Genomic DNA, 18,981 nt, shown 5'->3' with positions numbered 1-18,981 from the left:
GTCTTTTTAAATTACCCGGGCTGTTACAAAACTGTCGTAAAAAGCGGTTAGTGCATAAAGCAAGACAGTCTGCCAACACTTCCTTCAAGGAGATATGGATGTTCAAGTTTTTTAAAGGTGCCGTCGCAGCCGTGCTGCTGACCGCTACCCTGACCTCGGCCGCGACCGCTGCCGACACGATTTCCGGCGCTGGCGCTACCTTCCCGGCTCCGCTTTATGCTAAGTGGGCTGAAGGTTACAAGCGCACCACAGGTGTGCAGCTCAACTACCAAGCCATCGGTTCCGGCGGCGGTATCAAGCAAATCCAGGCCAAGACGGTCGATTTCGGCGCTTCCGACAAGCCGCTGACGCAGGCTGAACTCGACAAGTCGGGCCTCTATCAGTTCCCCACCGTTGTCGGCGGCGTTGTGCCTGCCATCAACATCCCGGGCGTGCCTTCCGGCAAGCTGAAGCTGCCGGGCGCCGTTCTGGCTGACATCTTCCTCGGCAAGATCACCCTGTGGAATGATCCGGCCATCACCAAGTGGAACGCCGGCCTCAACCTTCCGGCCATGCCAATCACCGTCGTTCACCGTTCGGACGGCTCCGGCACCACCTTCCTCTTCACCTCCTACCTCTCGATCGCTTCCAACGAGTGGAAGAGCAATGTCGGCGCGTCTGACGCCGTTGAATGGCCGACCGGTGTTGGCGGCGCGAAGAACGACGGCGTTGCCGCCCTGGTTCGCCAAACCGCAGGTTCGATTGGTTATGTCGAATACGCCTACGTCCAGAAGACCGGTATCGGTTACGCTCTGGTCGCCTCGAAGGACGCCACCTGGCCGCAACCGACCGCCGCCGCCTTCAAGGCTGCGACTGCCGGCGCCGACTGGGCCAACGCTCCGGGCAACTATCTGCTCGTCCTCAATCAACCGGGCGCCAATGCCTGGCCGATCACCGGTGCGACCTTCATCCTTATGTACAAGGAACAGGCCAACCCGACGAAGGCTGCCGAAGTTCTGAAGTTCTTCGACTACGGCTACAAGGCCGGTGACTTCAACGCCAACGACCTCTTCTACGTGCCGCTGCCTGCCAACGTGAAGACGATGATGCGCAAGCAATGGGCGCAGCAAATCAAGTCGGGTGGCAAGGCCGTCTACACCTCGCCGAACCCCTAAGCCTGACGCTCCTCCAGGTGCCCGGAGCTTGGCTTCGGGTATCTGATGAGAGCACGAGAAATGGGCGAGGACTGACCTGAAGGTTGTGCCTCGCCTGACTTGTGTCTGGCCATCAATGGCAGTAAAGCTGCCAGCCTTGCGCTATAGCCCGACACTTGCCTGCCTCCTGACCGAACACATCCGGGACAAAGAGAACTATGTCTGTTGAAACCAAGTTTAAACCGCGCTTCGATCCGACCGACCCGATCTTTCGCTGGGTCTCGTTCGGCGCCGCCACCACCCTGCTGGTGGTTCTGGCCTCGCTGATCGGCACCCTGATCGTTGGTGGCTGGCCCGCGCTCTCCGAATATGGTTTCGGTTTCTTCCTGAAGTTCAAGGAATGCCCCGTCGGCAACAATAGCTGGTTCTGCATCGATACGCCGTGGAACCCGGTCACCGACGTCTACAGCGCCACCGCGCCTATCCTCGGCACCATCATCACCTCCGCGCTCGCCCTGCTGTTCGCCTTGCCCATCGCCATCGGCATCGCGGTTTTCCTGACCCAGTTCTGCCCGCGCCAGATCGCGCAGCCGCTCTCGACCGCCGTCGAACTGCTGGCCGGCATCCCTTCCATCGTCTACGGCATGTGGGGCCTGTTCGTTTTCGCCCCCTGGTTCGCCAAGACCATCCAAACGCCGCTGATCATCGCCGCCTCGCAAGACCCGACCTCGTGGTTTGCCAAGATGGTGGCCGGCATCCCCAACGGCGCCAATCTCTTTACCGCCTCGCTGGTTCTGGCCATCATGATCCTGCCCTACATGGCCGCCGTCTTCCGTGAACTGTTCCGCTCCATTCCGCCGCAGGTGCGCGAAGCCGCCTTCGGTGTCGGCGCCACCCCGTTTGAAGTCACCACCTCGGTTATCATCCCCTACGTGCAAAAAGGCATGATCGGCGTCGTCATGCTGGGCCTCGGCCGCGCGCTCGGCGAAACCATGGCTGTCACCTTCATCATCGGTAACTCCCACAAATTCCCCAAGTCGCTGTTCGACTCCAGCTCGACCCTGGCTTCGACCATCGCCAACGAGTTTGCTGAAGCCGCTGATCTGCACCGTTCCGCCCTGATCGCGCTCGGCCTCGTCCTCTTCCTTATCACCTTCACGGTACTGGCCATTGCGCGCTGGCTGCTGTCTTCGCAACGCTACTAGGAGAGAGACCCATGGATCGCGCTCTTCGCCGTAAAATCGCCAACTACGTCTTCATCGGCCTGTGCATCTTCGGCACGGTCATCGCGCTCGGCGCGCTTGCCCTCATACTGTGGTCGCTGTTCTCACAGGGTATCGGCGGCATGAACCCGCTGATCTTTACCATGGATACGCCGGCCGCCGGTTCGCCGGGTGGTCTGCGAAACGCCATCGTCGGGTCTATCCTGATGTGCGGTGTCGCCATGATCATCGCCCTATTCATCGGGGTTCTGGCCGGCACCTGGCTGGCGGAAATCGGCGGCGACACGCCCTATGGTCACGTCGTCCGCTTCCTCAACGACGTGCTGTTGTCGGCGCCCTCCATCCTGATCGGCCTGTTCGTCTATCAGGTGCTGGTCTCGGGTTCGCCGATCGCCCTTGGTCACTTCTCCGGCTGGGCTGGCGCCGTGGCCCTGGCCATCCTCGCCACGCCGATCGTGACACGTACCACCGAAGATATCCTGAACCTGCAACCCAATGCCTTGCGTGAAGCCGGTATGGCGCTTGGTGCCTCGCAGTTCACCACCATTCGCCAGATCATCTGGAAGGCGGCCGGCGCTGGCCTGCTGACCGGCGGTCTGCTCGGCTTTGCCCGTATCTCCGGCGAAACGGCACCTCTGCTCTTTACCGCGCTGGGTAACCAGTTCTTCACCGCCAATCTGGGTGAAGCCATGGAAAGCCTGCCGCACGCCATGTATAACTTCGCGCTCACACCCTATGAAGACCTCAACAAGCTGGCCTGGGCCGGTGCGCTTCTGGTTGCCGCTGCGGTGCTGGGTGTCAATATCCTCGGCCGCTGGCTCGCCCGCGACAAGAATGCCGGCCACTAATCCTTTTCATTTTGACTTGAGAATAAGTTCATGACCGACACGACCTCCGCTGATTTTCAAAGCGTTATCGTTCCGCCGCCCGAAGGCAGCCTTGTGCTCGAATGCAAAAAGCTGAGCTTCTACTATGGCCAGAATCAGGCGCTGTTCAATGTCGACCTGCCGGTCAAGAAGCACGCCATCACGGCGCTGATTGGTCCGTCGGGCTGCGGCAAGTCGACCCTTTTGCGCACGATCAACCGCATCTATGATCTCTATCCCGGCCAGCGCGCCGAGGGCGTGATCGATTTCGAGGGCGAAAACATCATCGGACCCAAGGTGGATGTCGCGGCCCTGCGCGCCCGCATTGGCATGGTGTTCCAGAAGCCGACACCGTTCCCGATGTCGATCTATGACAATGTGGCCTTCGGTGTGCGCCTGCACTCCAACAAGTCGAAAGCCGAACTGGATGAGATCGTTGAACGTTCGATCCGCCGCGCCGCCCTTTGGGACGAAGTGAAGGACAAACTGCATAAGTCGGGCCTCGGCCTGTCGGGTGGTCAGCAGCAGCGCCTCTGCGTGGCGCGCGGTATCGCCGTCAATCCGGAAATCCTGCTGCTCGATGAGCCGGCGTCGGCGCTTGATCCGATCTCGACCGCCAAGCTGGAAGATACGCTGGAAGAGCTGAAGAGCGACTACACCATCGTTATCGTGACGCACAACCTGCAGCAGGCAGCGCGCCTGTCGGACTATACCGGCTTCATGTTCCTCGGCAAGATGATCGAATTTGGCCCTACCGAAGAACTGTTCGTCAAACCAAAGGTCGACAAGACTGGCGAGTATATCGGTGGCCGTTTCGGTTAAGGTTATGGGGTTTGGGGCCTGTGGCCCCATATCTTCCTCTATTCAAATAAAAAGCCCGGTCTAAACAGACCGGGCTTTTTATTTGATCAGTAAGGGCTTGGGATGCGGACCCCAAACCCCGTAAGTTTAGCGAACGTACAAGGTCCGCGGCGCGCTATCGAACGTCGTGCCGTCCGTACGTGTGGCGCGGATAGCGAGCGCATGTTCGCCGGATTTCAGCGTGCCTTCTGGGAACTGAAAATCATACTGCAGCTTTGGCCAGTTGGGATCGTACTTCAGCAGATCCGGCACGCGGAACTCCTTTGGATCAAGACCGTAACGCGCGCGTGTCACCACCTTACCATCCAGCATCACATCAACCGCATTGACGCCTTTCGGATCAGCGGCGACACCATGGTAATTGCCGCCGTCATCCGTATTGATGAACCTGCCGCGTTCCGGGTGCGCGATATAGGCATGCGGGAAGAAGGCGCATGGGGGGGCATCACCGGTCAGCGGCGTGGCGCGGACCCTGGCCGTGTAAAAATCGATCGCCATCTTGTAAGGCGGCAGGCTGACGATGCGGAACGGCTCTATGTCCTCGAAGCGCCGGCACAACTCGCTGTACATCTTCATCTGATCGAGTTCGTGATATATATAGGACGGTTCGAGAACCGCCATCATCACGCCCTTGCCGCCTTGTTTGGCGGTGAGCGCGTTCAGATCAAGACCCCATTGCTGGCGCGCCACGACAAAGCGCGTCAACTCATCGTTTGGATCATCCAGCGTGTAGAACCTGCGGCCTTTCACGCCTTCGATGGCTGGAAACTCAAAATGGACGGCGCTCATATGACTGTTGGCGGCCCAGGCGATATCGGGTCCGAAGCGTTCTTTCGCGCGTTTGTCGGCGGCGGCCAGGGCAGGCTCCAGCAGCGACCAGTTTTCGTTCTTGAGAATGTTACGTTCACGCAGGGCGTAGGGCAACTCGGCCGAATGATTCCACGCCACCTGATAGGCTGTGCCGGCGATGCCGATGGCCAGCGTCAGGACCGGCGCGGTGGCGATCAGGCCCGTGCGCAGGCGTCGATTGCCGAGCGTGCTAGCCCGGGCGATGAAGTTCTCCAGCAGGTCAGGGATAAACGGCAGCAGCGGCACGAAGGCCATGAAGGGCCAGTGCGGCATGATCTTCTTGTTGACGATGGTTTGCAGGCCATAGAACAGGAAGATCACCACGGCCTGATAGCCGAGCAGGCTTTCCGGCTTGTTGCGGTCACGGATCAGCGCGTTTTTGGCGGCCACCACCATGGCGACGAAGAAGACTGGCGTGCACAGAACGAACTGGGTCTCGACATAGCCAAGGACGCGACCGAAATCAGGTTGGAACTTTGGCCGGTTGAGGACGTGAAACTGGATGGCCGGCCATGCGTTGACGGCATTATAGATTAGCGATGGCACGAGGCCGAGCAGGGCGATGCCGGCGGTCAGCCAGACGCCGGGCTTGCGCCACAGGGTGCGCCCTTGCGCATTGGCCAGCATGAAGACGACGACAGCGAGGCCGGGGCCCATGAAACGGAAGTGGACCAACAAGCCGAGCGCAGCACAGACGCCGGTCAGAGCCCACCACTTTAGCTTATCCTGCTGAATGGCGCGGATCAGGCAGCTCAGCATCAGGGCCATCAGCAATTGCAGGGCGCCTTCGGGATAAAAAACCGTGCCGTTGAGCGAAATCGGCGGCATCAGCAGGGCGATCATCGCCGCCCACAAGGCATTGCGTCGGCTGACGATCGGCGTGGCCATGAAATAAACAGCCAGCGGCATGGCGGTGGCGATCAGCAGGGCCACTAGACGCAAAGGCAGGACGTGCCAGCCGAAAATTGAAGTAACCAGTCGCGCCAGCCAGGGGAAACCGGCCGGAATATCGGGATAGCCAAGCGCTAAATATTCGCCTGACAGGACGAAGTGGCCCTCTTCCCAGATGACGTGGCTGATCAGGCCAACATAGAATTTCCATGCGACCAGCACGGTGCTAACGATAATCAGGGCGCGGATCACATTGTCATCGCTGCCGAGAAAAGGCTTCTGCGGCGCCAGGGCCGGGCGTTCGTTGAGATCGTAAAGTTCGGCCATAGTGTCTCCCCAGGTTGCCGAACTTATAGACGCGCCAGCAAAGTCAGGTAAAGGGGGATTACGCCTTCGCCCGCCGGCTTAAGCGGTGACGACGTCGCGCGTGGCGTTGGAGACCGTATAATCGGCTGCCACGCGGACATCGCGCAAATGACGCACCAGGTCGATGGACTGCTGATAGATCGGATCGGCCTTGTAGGCGCGGAAGTCCTCGATCGTAGCGAATTCACCATAGACAATGATGTCGATATCGTTGGCGATCTGGTCGATCTTTTCGTTGTAGGAGATTTCCAGCAAGGCGGCGTGCCTGATCTGGGTCAGGACCGAAAGCCCGCGATAGATGGTGTCACGATCGGCTTCTTGCTTGCAGGAAAACATAACGATGTGACGGATCATGGCAGGTCTTTTCGCAACGGATGAAACTACCGGGTTCCTTAAAGGCTCAGGCCTTTCCGTCAAGATGGGAATTTGTCGCTACGAGGCGAATTATTCTCCCGCCAGACCTTCGGCGTGACCGCAGGCCCGGTTATGGATGTGCGCCGGGCGGTGGTAAATATAGTTGTAGCCGTGACCAAGGGCGATAAACAGAGCGCCTATAACGCTCATGGCCACTTCAACATCTTCAAGCGCCGGTATGAAAGCTGCAGCGGCCAGCAGGACCAGACCACCGATGATCGGAACCGAAATCTGCCACTTGCGCCAGACGTGCGAGGCGCGGATCGCCCAGATGCTCACGGGGGCGGCGGTCAGCACCAGAGCGGCATGGACCCAGCTTCCGGTGAAGGGCGTCAGCATGGGCAGGGTGGCGACGAGGAATGGCAGGGCAAGGCAATGCACCACGCACAGGGCAGACAGCCCCAACGAGGCGATATCGAGCCATTTTTTCTTCAGGTGCAGCATGAGCAGTGATACCGTAGGCGGCGGAAGGCCGTGAAGAGCAAATATGTTATATCATAACTTTTTGCAAGGTCGCGGTGCCCCGATCACGCAAATAAATATCCCCGGAGAGATAAAGTGACGCCATTTGTCGATATCGAGGCACGGGCCAAGGCGCGTCATGCCAGCCAGTCGCCCGGCGATGAAAAAGGTCTCGATGCCTTGCTGTTAAAGCCTTTGGGACAAGCGGAGGTCGCGGCTATTCCTGACGAGCGCTGGCTGTCGCAGATGACGCGCTGTATTTTCGAAGCCGGTTTCAACTGGGATCTGATCGACAAGCGCTGGCCGCAGTTCGAGGCGGCCTTTGACGGTTTCGACATAACGCGCTGGGTTTTCATGTCGGATGACGATCTCGATGACCTGTTGAAAGCGCCGGGCCTGGTAGCCAACGCACAGAAAATCCGTTCGGTGGGGGAAAATGCACGCTTCATTTCGGATATGGGCAAGACGCATGGCTCGGCCGGTGCCTGGTTCGCGGCGTGGTCGCCGGAACGCTATATCGAGCTATGTCTGGAGCTAAAAATGCGCGGCTCACGGCTGGGCGGTGCCACCGGACAGCGTATGATGCGTCGCATGGGCGTCGATGCCCTGATCCTGACGCCCGGCGTCGTGAAGGCCTTGAACCATTGGGGCACCATCGACGGCGAACCGACGTCAAAAAGGGCGCTTGCGCAGGTGCAGGCGGCGCTGGATGAGTGGCGCCAAGAGAGCGGGCGCGGCCTGACCCAGATCAGCCAGATCCTTGCTTGGTCGGTCGATTAAATCTTGCGCATTTAATAAATCAAATTTACTCATCCCAATACCAATCCGAACCATGGTACAATCGGGCGGATAGCGGGAGACGACGAATGACGGTATATGCGCAACAGCGACTGGCGGATTTGCGGGCGGAATTTGAGGCGCTTGTTTCTGCGCCCAATGCGCCGCATCACAGCCTGTTGGCGCCCGGTAATGGCATCTATCAGCGCTGGCAGCGCCCGGTCGTCACCGCCGCCCATGTGCCGCTGGAATGGCGCTATGATATCAACCCGCAAACCAATCCGTTCATGATGGAGCGGATGGGCATCAATGCCACGTTCAACGCCGGGGCGATGAAGTGGCAGGGTCGATATGTGGTGGTCGTGCGTGTGGAGGGCGATGATCGCAAATCGTTCTTCGCGATCGCTGAGAGCGTCAATGGCGTCGATGGGTTTCGTTTTTGGCCCAGGCCGATCGTGTTGCCGCAGACCGATGAGCCTGACACCAATGTCTATGATATGCGCCTGACGCAGCATGAAGACGGCTGGATCTATGGTCTCTTCTGCACTGAGCGCAAAGACCATGCTCTGCCCAACGACCTGTCGGCGGCGACGGCGCAATGCGGCATCGCCCGCACGAAAGATCTTGTAAGCTGGGAGCGACTGCCGGATCTCGTCACCCATTCCGGCCAGCAGCGCAATGTGGTGCTGCATCCGGAGTTTGTCGCCGATGAATCCGGAAAAACCAGGTACGCGCTCTATACCCGTCCGCAGGATGGCTTTATCTCGGTCGGTTCGGGCGGCGGCATCGGCTGGGGTCTGACCGACGACATGACGAAAGCGGTGATCGACAAGGAAGTCATCGTCGATAACAAGGCCTACCACACGATCAAGGAAATCAAGAACGGTCAGGGACCGGCGCCGATCAAAACGCCGGACGGTTGGCTGCACCTGGCGCATGGCGTGCGCAACACCGCTGCCGGCCTGCGTTACGTGCTCTACATGTTCATGACTGCGCTCGATCAGCCATGGAAGATCATCCATGCGCCGGGCGGTCATTTCATCGCGCCGCAGGGCGAGGAACGCGTGGGCGACGTGTCCAACGTCACCTTCTCAAACGGCTGGATCGCTGATGCGGATGGCAAGGTCTTCATCTACTACGCCTCGTCCGATACGCGCCTGCATGTGGCGACCTCGTCCGTGGCGCAACTGATCGATTACTGCAAAAATACGCCGGCCGATCCTCTGACCTCGGCAGCGTGCGTGCAGCAGCGTATGGATCTGATTTCCAAAAACGAAGCCTACAAGGCCTCTTTACTGGCCGCCAGATGAGCCTGCGCGATGACGCCCGTGCCGAAGGTTTGCGTCTGCTCGACTGGTGGGCCAATCATCTGATCGATGAGGCGCGCGGCGGGTTTCTGGGTGAGATCGACGCCGATGACCAGCCTGTGCCTGAGGCGCCGAAGGGCGTGATCCTCAACACGCGGCTGTTATGGTTTTTCAGCGCCATGGCGGACTGGTCGGGCGATGTGCGTGCGCTCGATCTGGCGCATCGCGCGGCGGCTTATATCCGCGAGCGTTTTCTTGATGGTGAGCATGGGGGACTGTACTGGTTGCTCGATGCGGCGGGACAACCGCTCGACAGCAAGAAGCAGGCCTATTCGCAGGCCTTTGCCATCTACGCCTTTGCCGAATACTATCACGCCACGCGGGACGCGGCGGCACTGGCCTTTGCCCGCGACCTTCAGGCGCTGACCGAGGCGCGCTTCTGGGATGAAGCGCAAGGCGGTTATATCGAGGCCCTGAGCCGCGACTGGCTGCCCTTGTCCGATCAGCGCCTTTCCGAAAAAGACGTCGCCGCGCCCAAGACGATGAATACGCACCTGCATGTGCTGGAGGCCTATACGCGCCTGCACGCCGTGGCATCCTGCGGGGGTACAGAGGCGTGCCTAAGGCGCGTTTTGAGCGTGATGCTGGAACGATTTACAGGCCGCGACGGCCATCTGCGACTGTTCTTCGATATGGACTGGACCGATCGCACGACACGTGTCTCCTATGGTCACGATATCGAGGCGAGTTGGCTGATCTGGGAAGCGGCCGAAGTGCTGGGCGATGAGACTTTACGTACACAGGTGCGACCGGTGGTGCTGGCCCTGGCGGAAAGCGCGCGGCGCGAAGGTCTGAACGCGGAAGGGGCGCTGGCTTACGAGACAAGCCATGACGGCCATCTGGATCGCGATGGCGAATGGTGGGGGCAGGCCGAGGCGCTGATAGGCTTTGTCAACGCCTGGCAGATGACGGATGATACGACCTGGATGGAAGCCGCCGATAAGGTGTGGCTCTATACCAAGGCGCAGTATGGCGCGGGCGGCGCCAATGAATGGACCTGGTATGCCGCTTCGGCCGAGCGCGAAAAAATCTACAAGGCGGGCATATGGAAATGCCCGTATCACAATGGCCGGGCGATGATCGAACTGGACCGACGCCTGCGAGCCTGAAGACTGAGACGACCCGCGACATAAACAGAATAAGGGGGTAGGGAACATGAATTTACAACCGATCGATCTGGCCATAGTCGGGGGCTATATCCTGCTGACCATCGGGCTTGGTTTCTGGGTGGCCAAGCTGTCTTCGGGTAATTTGCAGAGTTATTTCCTCGCCGGCAACAAGCTGCCGTGGTGGGTACTGGGGCTTTCCAATGCGTCGGGTATGTTCGATGTCGCCGGCACCATGTGGATGGTCGGGCTTCTGGTGGTTTATGGCCTGAAATCGGTGTTTATTCCCTGGCTATGGCCGGTCTTCAACCAGATATTCCTGATGGCGTTCCTGGCCATCTGGTTGCGCCGTTCGGGCAAGCTGACGGGTGCCGAATGGATCAGTTTTCGCTTTGGTGAGGATACCGGCGCGCGCGCCTCGCACCTGATCAATGTCGTCTTTGCCCTTATCATGGTGGTGGGGATGCTGGCCTTCGGTTTCTTAGGGATTGGCAAGCTGGCGGCGGAGTTCATTCCCTACCGGTTCAGCGCCGAGCCGATGATCAACGACAAGATCTACGGCCTGATCGTCGTGGCGCTAACCACGGTCTATTCCGTCAAGGGCGGCATGTATTCGGTGGTGATGACCGAAATTCTGCAATTCTTTATCAAGCTGATCGTCTGTATCGCCATCGCCTGGATTGCCATGACGCTGGTGACCCCGGAGATGATCCGTGCCGTGGTGCCAGCGGGCTGGCACGATGTCACCTTCGGGCAATATCTCAATCTCGACTGGGCCGGCGTGGCGCGTGATGCTCTGCCGCAACAAAAAGTGGTGGGCGAAACCGCGGTGAAGGTGATCTCGCAGGAGGGCTATTCGGCGTTTGGTATCTTCTTTTTGCTGATGACCTTTCAGGGCTTCTTCAAGGCCATGTCGGGCCCTGCACCCAACTATGACATGCAGCGCCTGCTCTCGGCCAAATCGCCGACCGAAGCTGCCAAGATTTCCGGTTTCGTCAATGTGGTGCTGCTGTTCCCGCGCTATCTGATGATCGCCGGTATGGCGGTTCTGGCGCTATGTTTCATCGGGCCGCAATGGACGCAGATGCAGGCCGCAGCCGTCGCTTCCGGGCAGGCCTATGCCGGCGATATCGACAGCATCCTGCCATGGGTGATCCGCAACTATATGCCGGCGGGCTTGATGGGGCTGGCGCTGGCGGGCATGCTGTCCGCCTTTATGGCCACCTATTCGGCCTCGCTCAACGCAGCCCCCGCCTATGTGGTCAACGACATCTACAAGAAATATATCCGCCCCGATGCTTCGGATAAGAAACTGGTGCACCTGTCCTACGCCACCTCCCTGACCTTTGCCGTGCTGGGCGCCTTTATCGGCTGGCAACTGAAATCCATCGATCAGGTGGTGGGCTGGATCACCACTGGGCTCTACGGCGGCTATACGGTCGCCAACGTTATCAAATGGTACTGGTGGCGGCTGAACGGCACGGGCTACGCCGCCAGCATGGCGCTGGGCGTGGTGGTGGCCATGTGGATGGCGCTGCCGAAGGAGGTGACCGGCATGGTGATCGATCCGCTGCGTGCTTTCCCATGGCTGTTCATTGCGTGCGCACTGGTGGCGGTTGTCGGGTCGTATCTGACCCGGCCGACCGATATGGCGGTGCTCAAGGAATTCTACCGCAAGACCCGTCCGTGGGGTTTCTGGGGACCGGTGCTTGCAGCGCTTCGTCAGGATCAGCCTGACGCTCAGCCAAACCGTGATTTTGCGCGCGACATGTTCAATTCGATTGTCGGCGTTATCTGGCAGACGGCGATAACCGCCTCGGCGATCTTCATGATCATCCGCGAGATGGACAAGTTCTGGTGGACGCTTGGTCTGGTGGCGCTGTGTTCGGTGGTGATGAAATTCACCTGGTGGGATCGTATGCGGGATGACCCGGCTTAAGCCATAATGCCGTCACATCCGTCCAGTTAAGTGCGCTGGGAGGTGGGTATCATGTTAAAGGCTTTTCTGGTTGCATTGGGACTTCTGGTTATTGCGCCGGCGGTACAGGCGGCCGATTGTAATTACGATCAAGCGCTATTGCTGTCACTGGATTACAAGGCGTTTGACCAGAACATGCAGGGGGGCTGGCGTCCGCTGGCCGCTAACAAAGGATGCGAACCCGTCGCGGCCGACCTCATTCGTGATTTTCGTGCTGCCCACGCGGAGCTATCGGCGAATGATCGGTGGATTTTAAATTGGCATGAAGGCCAGATGCGGGCGTCATTTGGTGATTATGGGAATGCTATTCCATTGCTGGCTGCGGATAATCCGGACCCATCCACGCGCGATTACGGCGCAGCAACGGTCGCTTTTCTTAAGCACGACAAGCCGGCGCTTCTGGCGGCGCGGACAAAGTTAGCTGCCGAACCTAAGCCAGATGGCTGGGATGCAGCGGCGGCGGATTTCAAGACTAAATATGGGGTAACGATCACCTGGCCTTCTAATCTGGATGTTGTTGATGGCCTGATTAATTGCTTCGATAAGCCTTACGCTGAGGCCTACGATTCCACTTGTCGGACGAAACCTGCGAGCTAGTCCCTTGCATCAAACTGTAACTCAACTACATACAGTAGACGTCATTATGGAGCCCCTGCTGTGAAAATCGAAATCTGGTCCGATGTCATCTGTCCGTTCTGCTATATCGGCAAGGCGGAACTGGAAACCGCTCTGGCCCAGTGGGGCGGTGAGGCCGAGATTACCCATCGCGCCTTCCGCCTGTCACCGGGACAATCCGTCATCCCGACCGACCAGATGCTGCAGCATAAGTATGGTATGACGCCCCAGCAGGTGAGTGCCAATCTGGCGCAGGTTGAGGCCCGCGCCGCCGATGCCGGACTGGAATTTCATCTCGCGGGCACACTCTCTGGCGATACGACCGATGCCCATCGCCTGATCGCGCTGGCGCAAGGGCGCGGCAAACAGGCGGAGGCCGTGGCGCAACTCTATCGCGCCTATTTCACCGATGGCCGCAACATCTTCGATCGCGCTGTGCTGCATGAGATCGGCGCTGATCTTGGGCTGATGGCAACCGATATCGATGCCGCCTTCACCTCATCCGAGATCGACATGCAGATCGCGCTCGATCAACGCCAGGCGCAGGCCATCGGCGTGCGCGGCGTCCCATTTGTGGTGGTCGATGGCAAGTACGCCGTCTCCGGCGCGCAACCCGTTCAGGCCTTCCTGCAAACGCTTGAAGCCGCCTCTGCGGAGGCCGCTAAAAATCCGATTATCGAAGGCGATGCTTGCGGCATTGATGGCTGTTAATACTCACTGCGCAGCAACCCGTATTCTTTTTTCAGCTCAAGCGCCGCATGGTTCGCCGCATGAGCGGCGACGGGTGGTCACCCTTGCCGAAGATTATTCATCTTCGGAGATCAGCGCCTGTAGGTCGTCGTACAACGCCTGCGGAATTGTGACCGTGCCGCTGGCTTCGCTGCGGGCGCGGGCCTCATAGCGCCGCTGTGATGGCAGGCGCGCGCCTTGACCGAGAACCGCATCAAACAAAGCCTCGGCGCGCTGGCTGTGTACGGCATGATCGGCGCCCATGAAGATCTTGGGATCGATGGCGAGGATCAGTTCGCCATGATAGGGCGTGGCGCCGGCGCCGGCATCATAGGCCTGCGATTCCAGGCTGAGAAAATCGCCGATCAGCGGTCCGGCCATCAGTTCGATCATGGCGGAAAGCGCCGAGCCCTTGTGGCCGCCGAAGGTCAGCATGGCGCCCTTCATGGCTGCTTCGGCATCGGTGGTCGTTTGGCCGTCGCTATCGACCGCCCAGCCTTCGGGAATAGCCTTGCCGGCACGGCGGTGCAGTTCGATCTCGCCGCGTGCCGCCGCACTGGTGGCGAAGTCGAACACAAAGGGATTGCCTTCAGGACGTGGCCAGGCAAAGGCCAGCGGATTGGTGCCAAAAACGCCTTTGGTGCCGCCATGCGGGGCCACCCATGAGTGGCTGGGTGTCATGGCCAGCGCCACCAGACCTTCGGCGGCGATGGCCTCGACCTCGGGCCACAAGGCGGAGAAGTGGTAGCAGTGATTGATGGCGAGCGCGGCAATGCCCTGCTTGCGCGCCTTTTCGATCAGAACCGGACGTCCGGTATCGTAGGCGAGCAGCGAATAGGCGCCCCTGGCATCGACGCGCACCAGACCGGGAGCCGCGTCGGTCAGTTCCGGCACGGCATTGGCCGATACCTTGCCGGTTTTCAAAGTATGGGTGCAGACCAGCAAACGATAAAGGCCGTGTGAATGGCATTCGTCGCGCTGGCCCTGCCAGATGGTGCGGGCGATGGCGCGGGCATGATCCGGCGAGAAACCGTTGCTCTCCAATATCCGGACGCTCAAAGACCAGGCGTCGTCGAGGGACAGGGTATGGGTGTCAGACATGGTGATCTCCGCAATATATCAGGCCTCACATATCGCAATACGTATATCATATACAAATGAAATGATAAGCTGCGAGCCTGCATGAAATATAGTCGGCAATTCGGTTGGCGAATGTCGGGGTGCGGCCTATATAGGGCGCTTGCTGTACATGCTGCCGAAAGACCGTTTTTTATGAGTCCTCCTCCCGCTCAGGCGCCCCTGCCGAAATCCAAGGGCAAGTTTTCCGAAACCCTCGCGTTTCTCAAGCCCTATCTCTGGCCTTCGGACCGCGCCGACCTGAAGCTTCAGGTCATTTTCGCGCTATTGTGCATGCTCATCGGCAAGGTGGTGACGGTCATCATTCCGTTCACCTACAAGTGGGCGGTCAATGCGCTGACACCAGGGGCTGCGCCGGTCACTACGGCTCCGCCAAGCTTCTGGACGCTGATGATCGCCGCACCGATCATCATGGTGGTCGCCTATAATGTGGCGCGCCTTTTGTCGAACGTTTTCAATCAGGTGCGTGACGCCCTGTTCGCCGCGGTCGGGCAGCACGCCGTGCGCGGCCTGGCCAACCGCACCTTCGGACACCTGCACCAGTTGTCGTTACGCTTCCATCTGCAACGCCGCACCGGTGGCCTGTCGCGGGTCATGGAACGCGGCAAGTCCGGCATCGAAACCATTATCCGCCTGACCATGATGGTCGGCATTCCGACCCTGATCGAGTTTATCCTGACCTCGATCATCCTCGTCTATCAGTTCAACATCTGGTACGTCGTCGTCGTTGCCGTCACCGTCGTCATCTATGTCTGGTTCTCGATCGTGGCCTCGAACTGGCGCATCGCCATCCGCCGCGACATGAACGACGCCGACACGGATTCGATGTCGAAGGCGATCGATTCGCTGCTCAATTTTGAAACCGTCAAATACTTCAATAACGAACAGCAGGAAGCCGACCGCTACAACAAGGCGACGGCGCAATACGAAAAGGCCGCGATCAAGACCTATACCTCGCTGGCTTGGCTCAACCTCGGGCAGGCGGTGATCTTCACCATCGGCATGGCCATCGTGATGCTGATGTCGGCGTGGGAAGTGACCACAGGCCGGCAGACGGTTGGCCACTTCGTCATGATCAACGCCTTCATGATCCAGCTTTCGATTCCGCTCAACTTCATCGGCACGCTTTACCGCGAAATCTCGACCGGTCTGATCGACATGGAAGCCATGTTCAAGCTGCTCGACGAACCGGCCGAAGTCATCGATGCGCCTGACGCAGCTCAGTTGCTGGTGAGTGACGGCGCCATCGCCTTCAAGGACGTGCACTTCTCCTACGACCCCGATCGCCAGATTCTGAAAGGCGTCACCTTCGAGGTGCCGGCCGGCAAGACGGTGGCCGTGGTCGGGCCCTCGGGCGCCGGAAAATCGACCCTGTCACGCCTGCTGTACCGCTTTTACGATGTCACCAGCGGCTCTATCGAGATCGACGGTCAGGACGTGCGTTCGGTGACGCAGGCCTCGCTGCGCAAGGTCATCGGCATGGTGCCACAGGATACTGTGCTGTTCAACGACACCATCGCCTATAATATCGGCTACGGCCAGTTTGGTGCGTCACGCGAACAGGTCGAGGAAGCGGCGGAATCGGCGCAGATCGCCGGCTTTATCGCCACCCTGCCGAAGGGCTACGAGACCGAGGTGGGTGAGCGTGGCCTCAAGCTTTCCGGTGGTGAAAAGCAGCGCGTGGCCATTGCCCGCACGCTTCTAAAAGCGCCGCCGATCCTTATCCTCGATGAGGCGACCTCAGCACTCGATACCCATACCGAGCGTGAAATCCAGGCCTCGCTCGATGACGTCTCGAAGAACCGCACGACCCTTGTCATCGCCCACCGCCTGTCCACCGTGGTTGGCGCCGATGAAATTCTGGTGCTGAAGGATGGCGTCGTCGCCGAACGCGGCAAGCACGCCGACCTGATGGCGCTCAGGGGTCTCTATCACGCGATGTGGGAACGTCAGCGCGCCGCCGATGCCGCCCGCGAAACGCTGGCTAAAGTGGCCGCAGAGGTCGAGTAAAGATCTCAGTATCTGCCAAGTAAAAAACCCTCTCGCCAGAAGCGAGAGGGTTTTTTTGTAAGAAACGCGACCACAGTCAGGGATACCTGTGTCGTTATACGGGTCGCTTGTGCAACCCGTACAGTCGCGAAGTCTTTGTTAGTGCGACGACGTGGTCGTCGTTGTGGTCGTCGTCGAAGCGGAAGCCGCTTCCGACATAGCGGCGTCCGAAGCCGGCGCCATGGCGTCGGTTGCGGGAGCCATGACTTCGGTCGAAGTCGAGGTTTCCGTGGTGGTTTCCGCCGGCTTCGAGCAGGCAGCGACGGACAGACAGAGAGCCGCGACAGCGACGGTCATGATTTTAACAGTATTGCGCATAGTTGTGATTCCTTCTCACCAAGACGTGATGGACTATGGCGGAGGGGGTGTATGGAAGCGCTGTGGGTGGGGGTGCGATTCCATAAAAATTTAGTAAGTGCGAAATAAACGGCTGAATTTACTGCGCCACCCAACCGCCATCGATGCTCAAGGGCGCGCCGTTGATCGACTTGCCGGCGTCGGAGCACAGGAAGACCGCTAGCGCGGTGATGTCCTCGACCGTAACGAACTGCTTGGTCGGTTGCGCCGCCAGGATCACATCCTTGATCACCTGTTCCTCGGTCATGCCGCGCGCCTTCATCGTGTCGGGAATCTGCTTATCAACAAGCGGCGTATGGACGTATCCGGGGCAGATGGCGTTGGCGGTGATGCCGAACTGCGCGCCTTCGAGCGCGATGGTCTTGGTGAAGCCGAGCAAGCCGTGCTTGGCGGCCACATAGGCCGATTTGAACTCCGAGGCCACCAATGCGTGCGCCGAGGCGATGTTGACAACACGGCCCCATTTTTTGGCTTTCATGGCAGCGAAGGTCAGGCGCGTGGTGTGGAAGCTGGCGGTCAGGTTGAGGCCGATGATGGCGTCCCATTTCTCGGGCGGGAAGTCCTCGATCGGCGAGACATGCTGGATGCCGGCATTGTTGACCAGGATATCCACCCCGCCGAGCTTGTCGTCGATCTCCTTGATCAGGCCGGCGATCTGATCGGCCTTGGTCAGGTCGGCGCCATTGAACAGCGCCTTGATGCCGAAGTCCTTTTCCAGTCCGGCGCGTTCGGCCTCGATGGCGGCCGCATCACCCATGCCGTTCAGCATGATGTTGGCACCGGCCGCGGCCAGGCCCTTGGCGATCGCCAGGCCGATACCGCTGGTGGAACCGGTGACAAGCGCTGTTTTACCGTGGAGATCGGTCATGATATTTAGTCCTGTGTCTTTTTAGATTTCGGGGCGGGTCTGGGCGCCTTTACGGGCGGCGCTTCCGGTGATGGTGCTGCTGCGGGCGTTTCCGGTGGCACATGCGCCGCGACGGTGAGCGCCTGCTTGCCGCATTGTTCGACGAACTGCATGGTTGCCTTGGTCTGGTCCTGACCATATTTCAGGCAGGTGGCGGCCCATTGTTTCTGGAGTTCAGCGATCGCCGACGGGTCTTGTTTCTTCGCCGCCTCGTTCATCAGGGCCAGGGCTTCCTGGGTGAAGGCGGTGGTGTCCTGCGCGTAGCGGTGCGAGGTGGTGCTGATCATTTCGATCAGGTTGATCAGGCTGCGAGCGGCGCGCTGCTGCTGATCGGCCATCAGCCGCAGGCCATTTTCAAAGGGGGAGGGGGTGGTCATTTTGCGGGTCTCCTTAGAAGACAGTTCGACCCTGACAGTCGAATACCGCAAAACTATGGCCGCTTTCGCACCTGCGTGCAAATTGTAATTGCTGGCCTAGTTAAGCATGACCGAGCCCAGCAAAACCTTTGCGTCCTTGCGCGCCAGAATGGCGTCGGTGGCGCTTTGGAGCTGGGTGGTGATGAAGCCGATATCGGCCAGAGACCGCGCATTCAGCGTACCGGCGTAGGCTTGCAATCGTGACAGATAGGCGTCCTGCAGGCGCGGCTGGTTCAGTTTGATCAGCTCCACCAGCTTTTCATCTTCGCTGTAAAGGCCCATGTCGACGCTCAGCGTGCCGTGCTTACGCTTACTGGCCTCTGTAAAGACGGTCATGGTCGGAAACTGCGTATAGCCGGCGCCGCCGCCCTTTTTCTTGGGCTCACTGGCGAAAGCCGGTGCGCTGATAAAGGCGCCCAGCAGGAAAAGGAGGTGTCTGCGTCTCATGATGCATAAGGATATCACGCTTAGGTTAAGG

The 18,981-nt window shown here is 59.4% G+C and carries 19 protein-coding genes; 11 read left to right on the top strand and 8 right to left on the bottom strand.

All coding sequences use genetic code 11. The features are described from left to right. Positions 1–98: 98 nt before the first annotated feature. The 4 genes from pstS to pstB all read left to right on the top strand — a co-directional run bounded on the left by pstS (position 99) and on the right by pstB (position 4,044). Positions 99–1,154: a phosphate ABC transporter substrate-binding protein PstS gene (gene pstS, locus B060_RS0109285; RefSeq protein ID WP_018081504.1), complete on the top strand. Its 1,056-nt coding sequence runs from the start codon at positions 99–101 to the stop codon at positions 1,152–1,154. A 197-nt stretch (positions 1,155–1,351) separates the two neighbouring features. Beyond that, positions 1,352–2,338, top strand: coding sequence for a phosphate ABC transporter permease subunit PstC (gene pstC / locus B060_RS0109280; RefSeq protein WP_018081503.1), 987 nt, complete (start codon positions 1,352–1,354; stop codon positions 2,336–2,338). Between the two features lie 11 nt (positions 2,339–2,349). After that, positions 2,350–3,204 (top strand): phosphate ABC transporter permease PstA, encoded by an 855-nt coding sequence (gene pstA, locus B060_RS0109275; protein ID WP_018081502.1) that lies wholly within the window; start codon positions 2,350–2,352, stop codon positions 3,202–3,204. A gap of 30 nt (positions 3,205–3,234) precedes the next feature. After that, the gene (gene pstB, locus B060_RS0109270) at positions 3,235–4,044 is read left to right on the top strand and encodes a phosphate ABC transporter ATP-binding protein PstB (RefSeq protein ID WP_018081501.1); all 810 of its coding nucleotides are present in this window, start codon (positions 3,235–3,237) and stop codon (positions 4,042–4,044) included. A 126-nt stretch (positions 4,045–4,170) separates the two neighbouring features. Here pstB and B060_RS0109265 read toward each other — a convergent pair whose 3' ends face one another. The 3 genes from B060_RS0109265 to B060_RS0109255 all read right to left on the bottom strand — a co-directional run bounded on the left by B060_RS0109265 (position 4,171) and on the right by B060_RS0109255 (position 7,047). After that, the gene (locus B060_RS0109265) at positions 4,171–6,150 is read right to left on the bottom strand and encodes a glycosyltransferase family 39 protein (RefSeq protein WP_018081500.1); all 1,980 of its coding nucleotides are present in this window, start codon (positions 6,148–6,150) and stop codon (positions 4,171–4,173) included. Between the two features lie 78 nt (positions 6,151–6,228). Next, positions 6,229–6,543 (bottom strand): Dabb family protein, encoded by a 315-nt coding sequence (locus B060_RS0109260; protein WP_018081499.1) that lies wholly within the window; start codon positions 6,541–6,543, stop codon positions 6,229–6,231. A gap of 90 nt (positions 6,544–6,633) precedes the next feature. Then, positions 6,634–7,047, bottom strand: coding sequence for a MerC domain-containing protein (locus B060_RS0109255; RefSeq protein WP_018081498.1), 414 nt, complete (start codon positions 7,045–7,047; stop codon positions 6,634–6,636). Between the two features lie 114 nt (positions 7,048–7,161). Here B060_RS0109255 and B060_RS0109250 point away from each other — a divergent pair, with 114 nt between their 5' ends. The 6 genes from B060_RS0109250 to B060_RS0109225 all read left to right on the top strand — a co-directional run bounded on the left by B060_RS0109250 (position 7,162) and on the right by B060_RS0109225 (position 13,619). After that, positions 7,162–7,845, top strand: coding sequence for a DNA-3-methyladenine glycosylase I (locus tag B060_RS0109250; protein WP_018081497.1), 684 nt, complete (start codon positions 7,162–7,164; stop codon positions 7,843–7,845). Positions 7,846–7,931: 86 nt separating this feature from the next. After that, positions 7,932–9,152, top strand: coding sequence for a glycoside hydrolase family 130 protein (locus B060_RS0109245; RefSeq protein ID WP_018081496.1), 1,221 nt, complete (start codon positions 7,932–7,934; stop codon positions 9,150–9,152). Beyond that, positions 9,149–10,318 (top strand): AGE family epimerase/isomerase, encoded by a 1,170-nt coding sequence (locus tag B060_RS0109240; protein WP_018081495.1) that lies wholly within the window; start codon positions 9,149–9,151, stop codon positions 10,316–10,318. Before B060_RS0109245 ends, B060_RS0109240 begins: the two co-directional genes overlap by 4 nt. A 46-nt stretch (positions 10,319–10,364) precedes the next feature. Beyond that, on the top strand, positions 10,365–12,254 hold the full coding sequence (locus tag B060_RS0109235) for a sodium:solute symporter family protein (protein ID WP_018081494.1): 1,890 nt from the start codon (positions 10,365–10,367) through the stop codon (positions 12,252–12,254). 51 nt (positions 12,255–12,305) lie between these two features. Then, positions 12,306–12,890 carry a hypothetical protein gene (locus B060_RS0109230; protein ID WP_051081040.1) on the top strand — a complete coding sequence of 195 codons (585 nt, stop codon included), beginning with the start codon at positions 12,306–12,308 and terminating at the stop codon, positions 12,888–12,890. 60 nt (positions 12,891–12,950) lie between these two features. Beyond that, a complete protein-coding gene (locus B060_RS0109225) occupies positions 12,951–13,619 on the top strand; it encodes a DsbA family oxidoreductase (RefSeq protein WP_018081492.1) in 669 nt (222 codons plus the stop codon). 93 nt (positions 13,620–13,712) lie between these two features. On the opposite strand, the gene B060_RS0109220 is transcribed toward B060_RS0109225, so the two are convergent. After that, positions 13,713–14,738: an Ldh family oxidoreductase gene (locus tag B060_RS0109220; protein ID WP_018081491.1), complete on the bottom strand. Its 1,026-nt coding sequence runs from the start codon at positions 14,736–14,738 to the stop codon at positions 13,713–13,715. 171 nt (positions 14,739–14,909) lie between these two features. On the opposite strand from B060_RS0109220, the gene B060_RS0109215 reads away from it, so the two are divergent. After that, the gene (locus B060_RS0109215) at positions 14,910–16,784 is read left to right on the top strand and encodes an ABCB family ABC transporter ATP-binding protein/permease (RefSeq protein WP_018081490.1); all 1,875 of its coding nucleotides are present in this window, start codon (positions 14,910–14,912) and stop codon (positions 16,782–16,784) included. A gap of 138 nt (positions 16,785–16,922) precedes the next feature. Here the strand turns inward: B060_RS0109215 and B060_RS0109210 are convergent, their stop codons facing one another. The 4 genes from B060_RS0109210 to B060_RS0109195 form a co-directional block, all read right to left on the bottom strand. After that, on the bottom strand, positions 16,923–17,141 hold the full coding sequence (locus tag B060_RS0109210) for a hypothetical protein (protein ID WP_018081489.1): 219 nt from the start codon (positions 17,139–17,141) through the stop codon (positions 16,923–16,925). A gap of 118 nt (positions 17,142–17,259) precedes the next feature. Beyond that, positions 17,260–18,048, bottom strand: a complete 789-nt coding sequence (locus B060_RS0109205; RefSeq protein ID WP_018081488.1) for a 3-hydroxybutyrate dehydrogenase — start codon at positions 18,046–18,048, stop codon at positions 17,260–17,262. 5 nt (positions 18,049–18,053) lie between these two features. Next, positions 18,054–18,464 carry a hypothetical protein gene (locus B060_RS24150; protein WP_018081487.1) on the bottom strand — a complete coding sequence of 137 codons (411 nt, stop codon included), beginning with the start codon at positions 18,462–18,464 and terminating at the stop codon, positions 18,054–18,056. Positions 18,465–18,560: 96 nt separating this feature from the next. After that, positions 18,561–18,950, bottom strand: a complete 390-nt coding sequence (locus B060_RS0109195) for a hypothetical protein (protein ID WP_018081486.1) — start codon at positions 18,948–18,950, stop codon at positions 18,561–18,563. Positions 18,951–18,981: the final 31 nt, after the last annotated feature.

Origin of the sequence: Asticcacaulis benevestitus DSM 16100 = ATCC BAA-896 (assembly GCF_000376105.1) — a bacterium.
In the GTDB taxonomy this organism is placed as follows: domain Bacteria; phylum Pseudomonadota; class Alphaproteobacteria; order Caulobacterales; family Caulobacteraceae; genus Asticcacaulis; species Asticcacaulis benevestitus.
Note: the sequence above shows the minus strand (reverse complement) of the source record. Positions and strands in the feature narration are given on the sequence as shown.

What these genes read in the sequence shown, in the direction of transcription:
- pstS (WP_018081504.1), top strand. Translation starts at nt 99, where the DNA reads ATGTTCAAGTTTTTTAAAGGTGCCGTCGCAGCCGTGCTGCTGACCGCT.
- pstC (WP_018081503.1), top strand. Translation starts at nt 1,352, where the DNA reads ATGTCTGTTGAAACCAAGTTTAAACCGCGCTTCGATCCGACCGACCCG.
- pstA (WP_018081502.1), top strand. Translation starts at nt 2,350, where the DNA reads ATGGATCGCGCTCTTCGCCGTAAAATCGCCAACTACGTCTTCATCGGC.
- pstB (WP_018081501.1), top strand. Translation starts at nt 3,235, where the DNA reads ATGACCGACACGACCTCCGCTGATTTTCAAAGCGTTATCGTTCCGCCG.
- B060_RS0109265 (WP_018081500.1), bottom strand. Translation starts at nt 6,150, where the DNA reads ATGGCCGAACTTTACGATCTCAACGAACGCCCGGCCCTGGCGCCGCAG.
- B060_RS0109260 (WP_018081499.1), bottom strand. Translation starts at nt 6,543, where the DNA reads ATGATCCGTCACATCGTTATGTTTTCCTGCAAGCAAGAAGCCGATCGT.
- B060_RS0109255 (WP_018081498.1), bottom strand. Translation starts at nt 7,047, where the DNA reads ATGCTGCACCTGAAGAAAAAATGGCTCGATATCGCCTCGTTGGGGCTG.
- B060_RS0109245 (WP_018081496.1), top strand. Translation starts at nt 7,932, where the DNA reads ATGACGGTATATGCGCAACAGCGACTGGCGGATTTGCGGGCGGAATTT.
- B060_RS0109240 (WP_018081495.1), top strand. Translation starts at nt 9,149, where the DNA reads ATGAGCCTGCGCGATGACGCCCGTGCCGAAGGTTTGCGTCTGCTCGAC.
- B060_RS0109235 (WP_018081494.1), top strand. Translation starts at nt 10,365, where the DNA reads ATGAATTTACAACCGATCGATCTGGCCATAGTCGGGGGCTATATCCTG.
- B060_RS0109230 (WP_051081040.1), top strand. Translation starts at nt 12,306, where the DNA reads ATGTTAAAGGCTTTTCTGGTTGCATTGGGACTTCTGGTTATTGCGCCG.
- B060_RS0109220 (WP_018081491.1), bottom strand. Translation starts at nt 14,738, where the DNA reads ATGTCTGACACCCATACCCTGTCCCTCGACGACGCCTGGTCTTTGAGC.
- B060_RS0109215 (WP_018081490.1), top strand. Translation starts at nt 14,910, where the DNA reads ATGAGTCCTCCTCCCGCTCAGGCGCCCCTGCCGAAATCCAAGGGCAAG.
- B060_RS0109210 (WP_018081489.1), bottom strand. Translation starts at nt 17,141, where the DNA reads ATGCGCAATACTGTTAAAATCATGACCGTCGCTGTCGCGGCTCTCTGT.
- B060_RS0109205 (WP_018081488.1), bottom strand. Translation starts at nt 18,048, where the DNA reads ATGACCGATCTCCACGGTAAAACAGCGCTTGTCACCGGTTCCACCAGC.
- B060_RS24150 (WP_018081487.1), bottom strand. Translation starts at nt 18,464, where the DNA reads ATGACCACCCCCTCCCCCTTTGAAAATGGCCTGCGGCTGATGGCCGAT.
- B060_RS0109195 (WP_018081486.1), bottom strand. Translation starts at nt 18,950, where the DNA reads ATGAGACGCAGACACCTCCTTTTCCTGCTGGGCGCCTTTATCAGCGCA.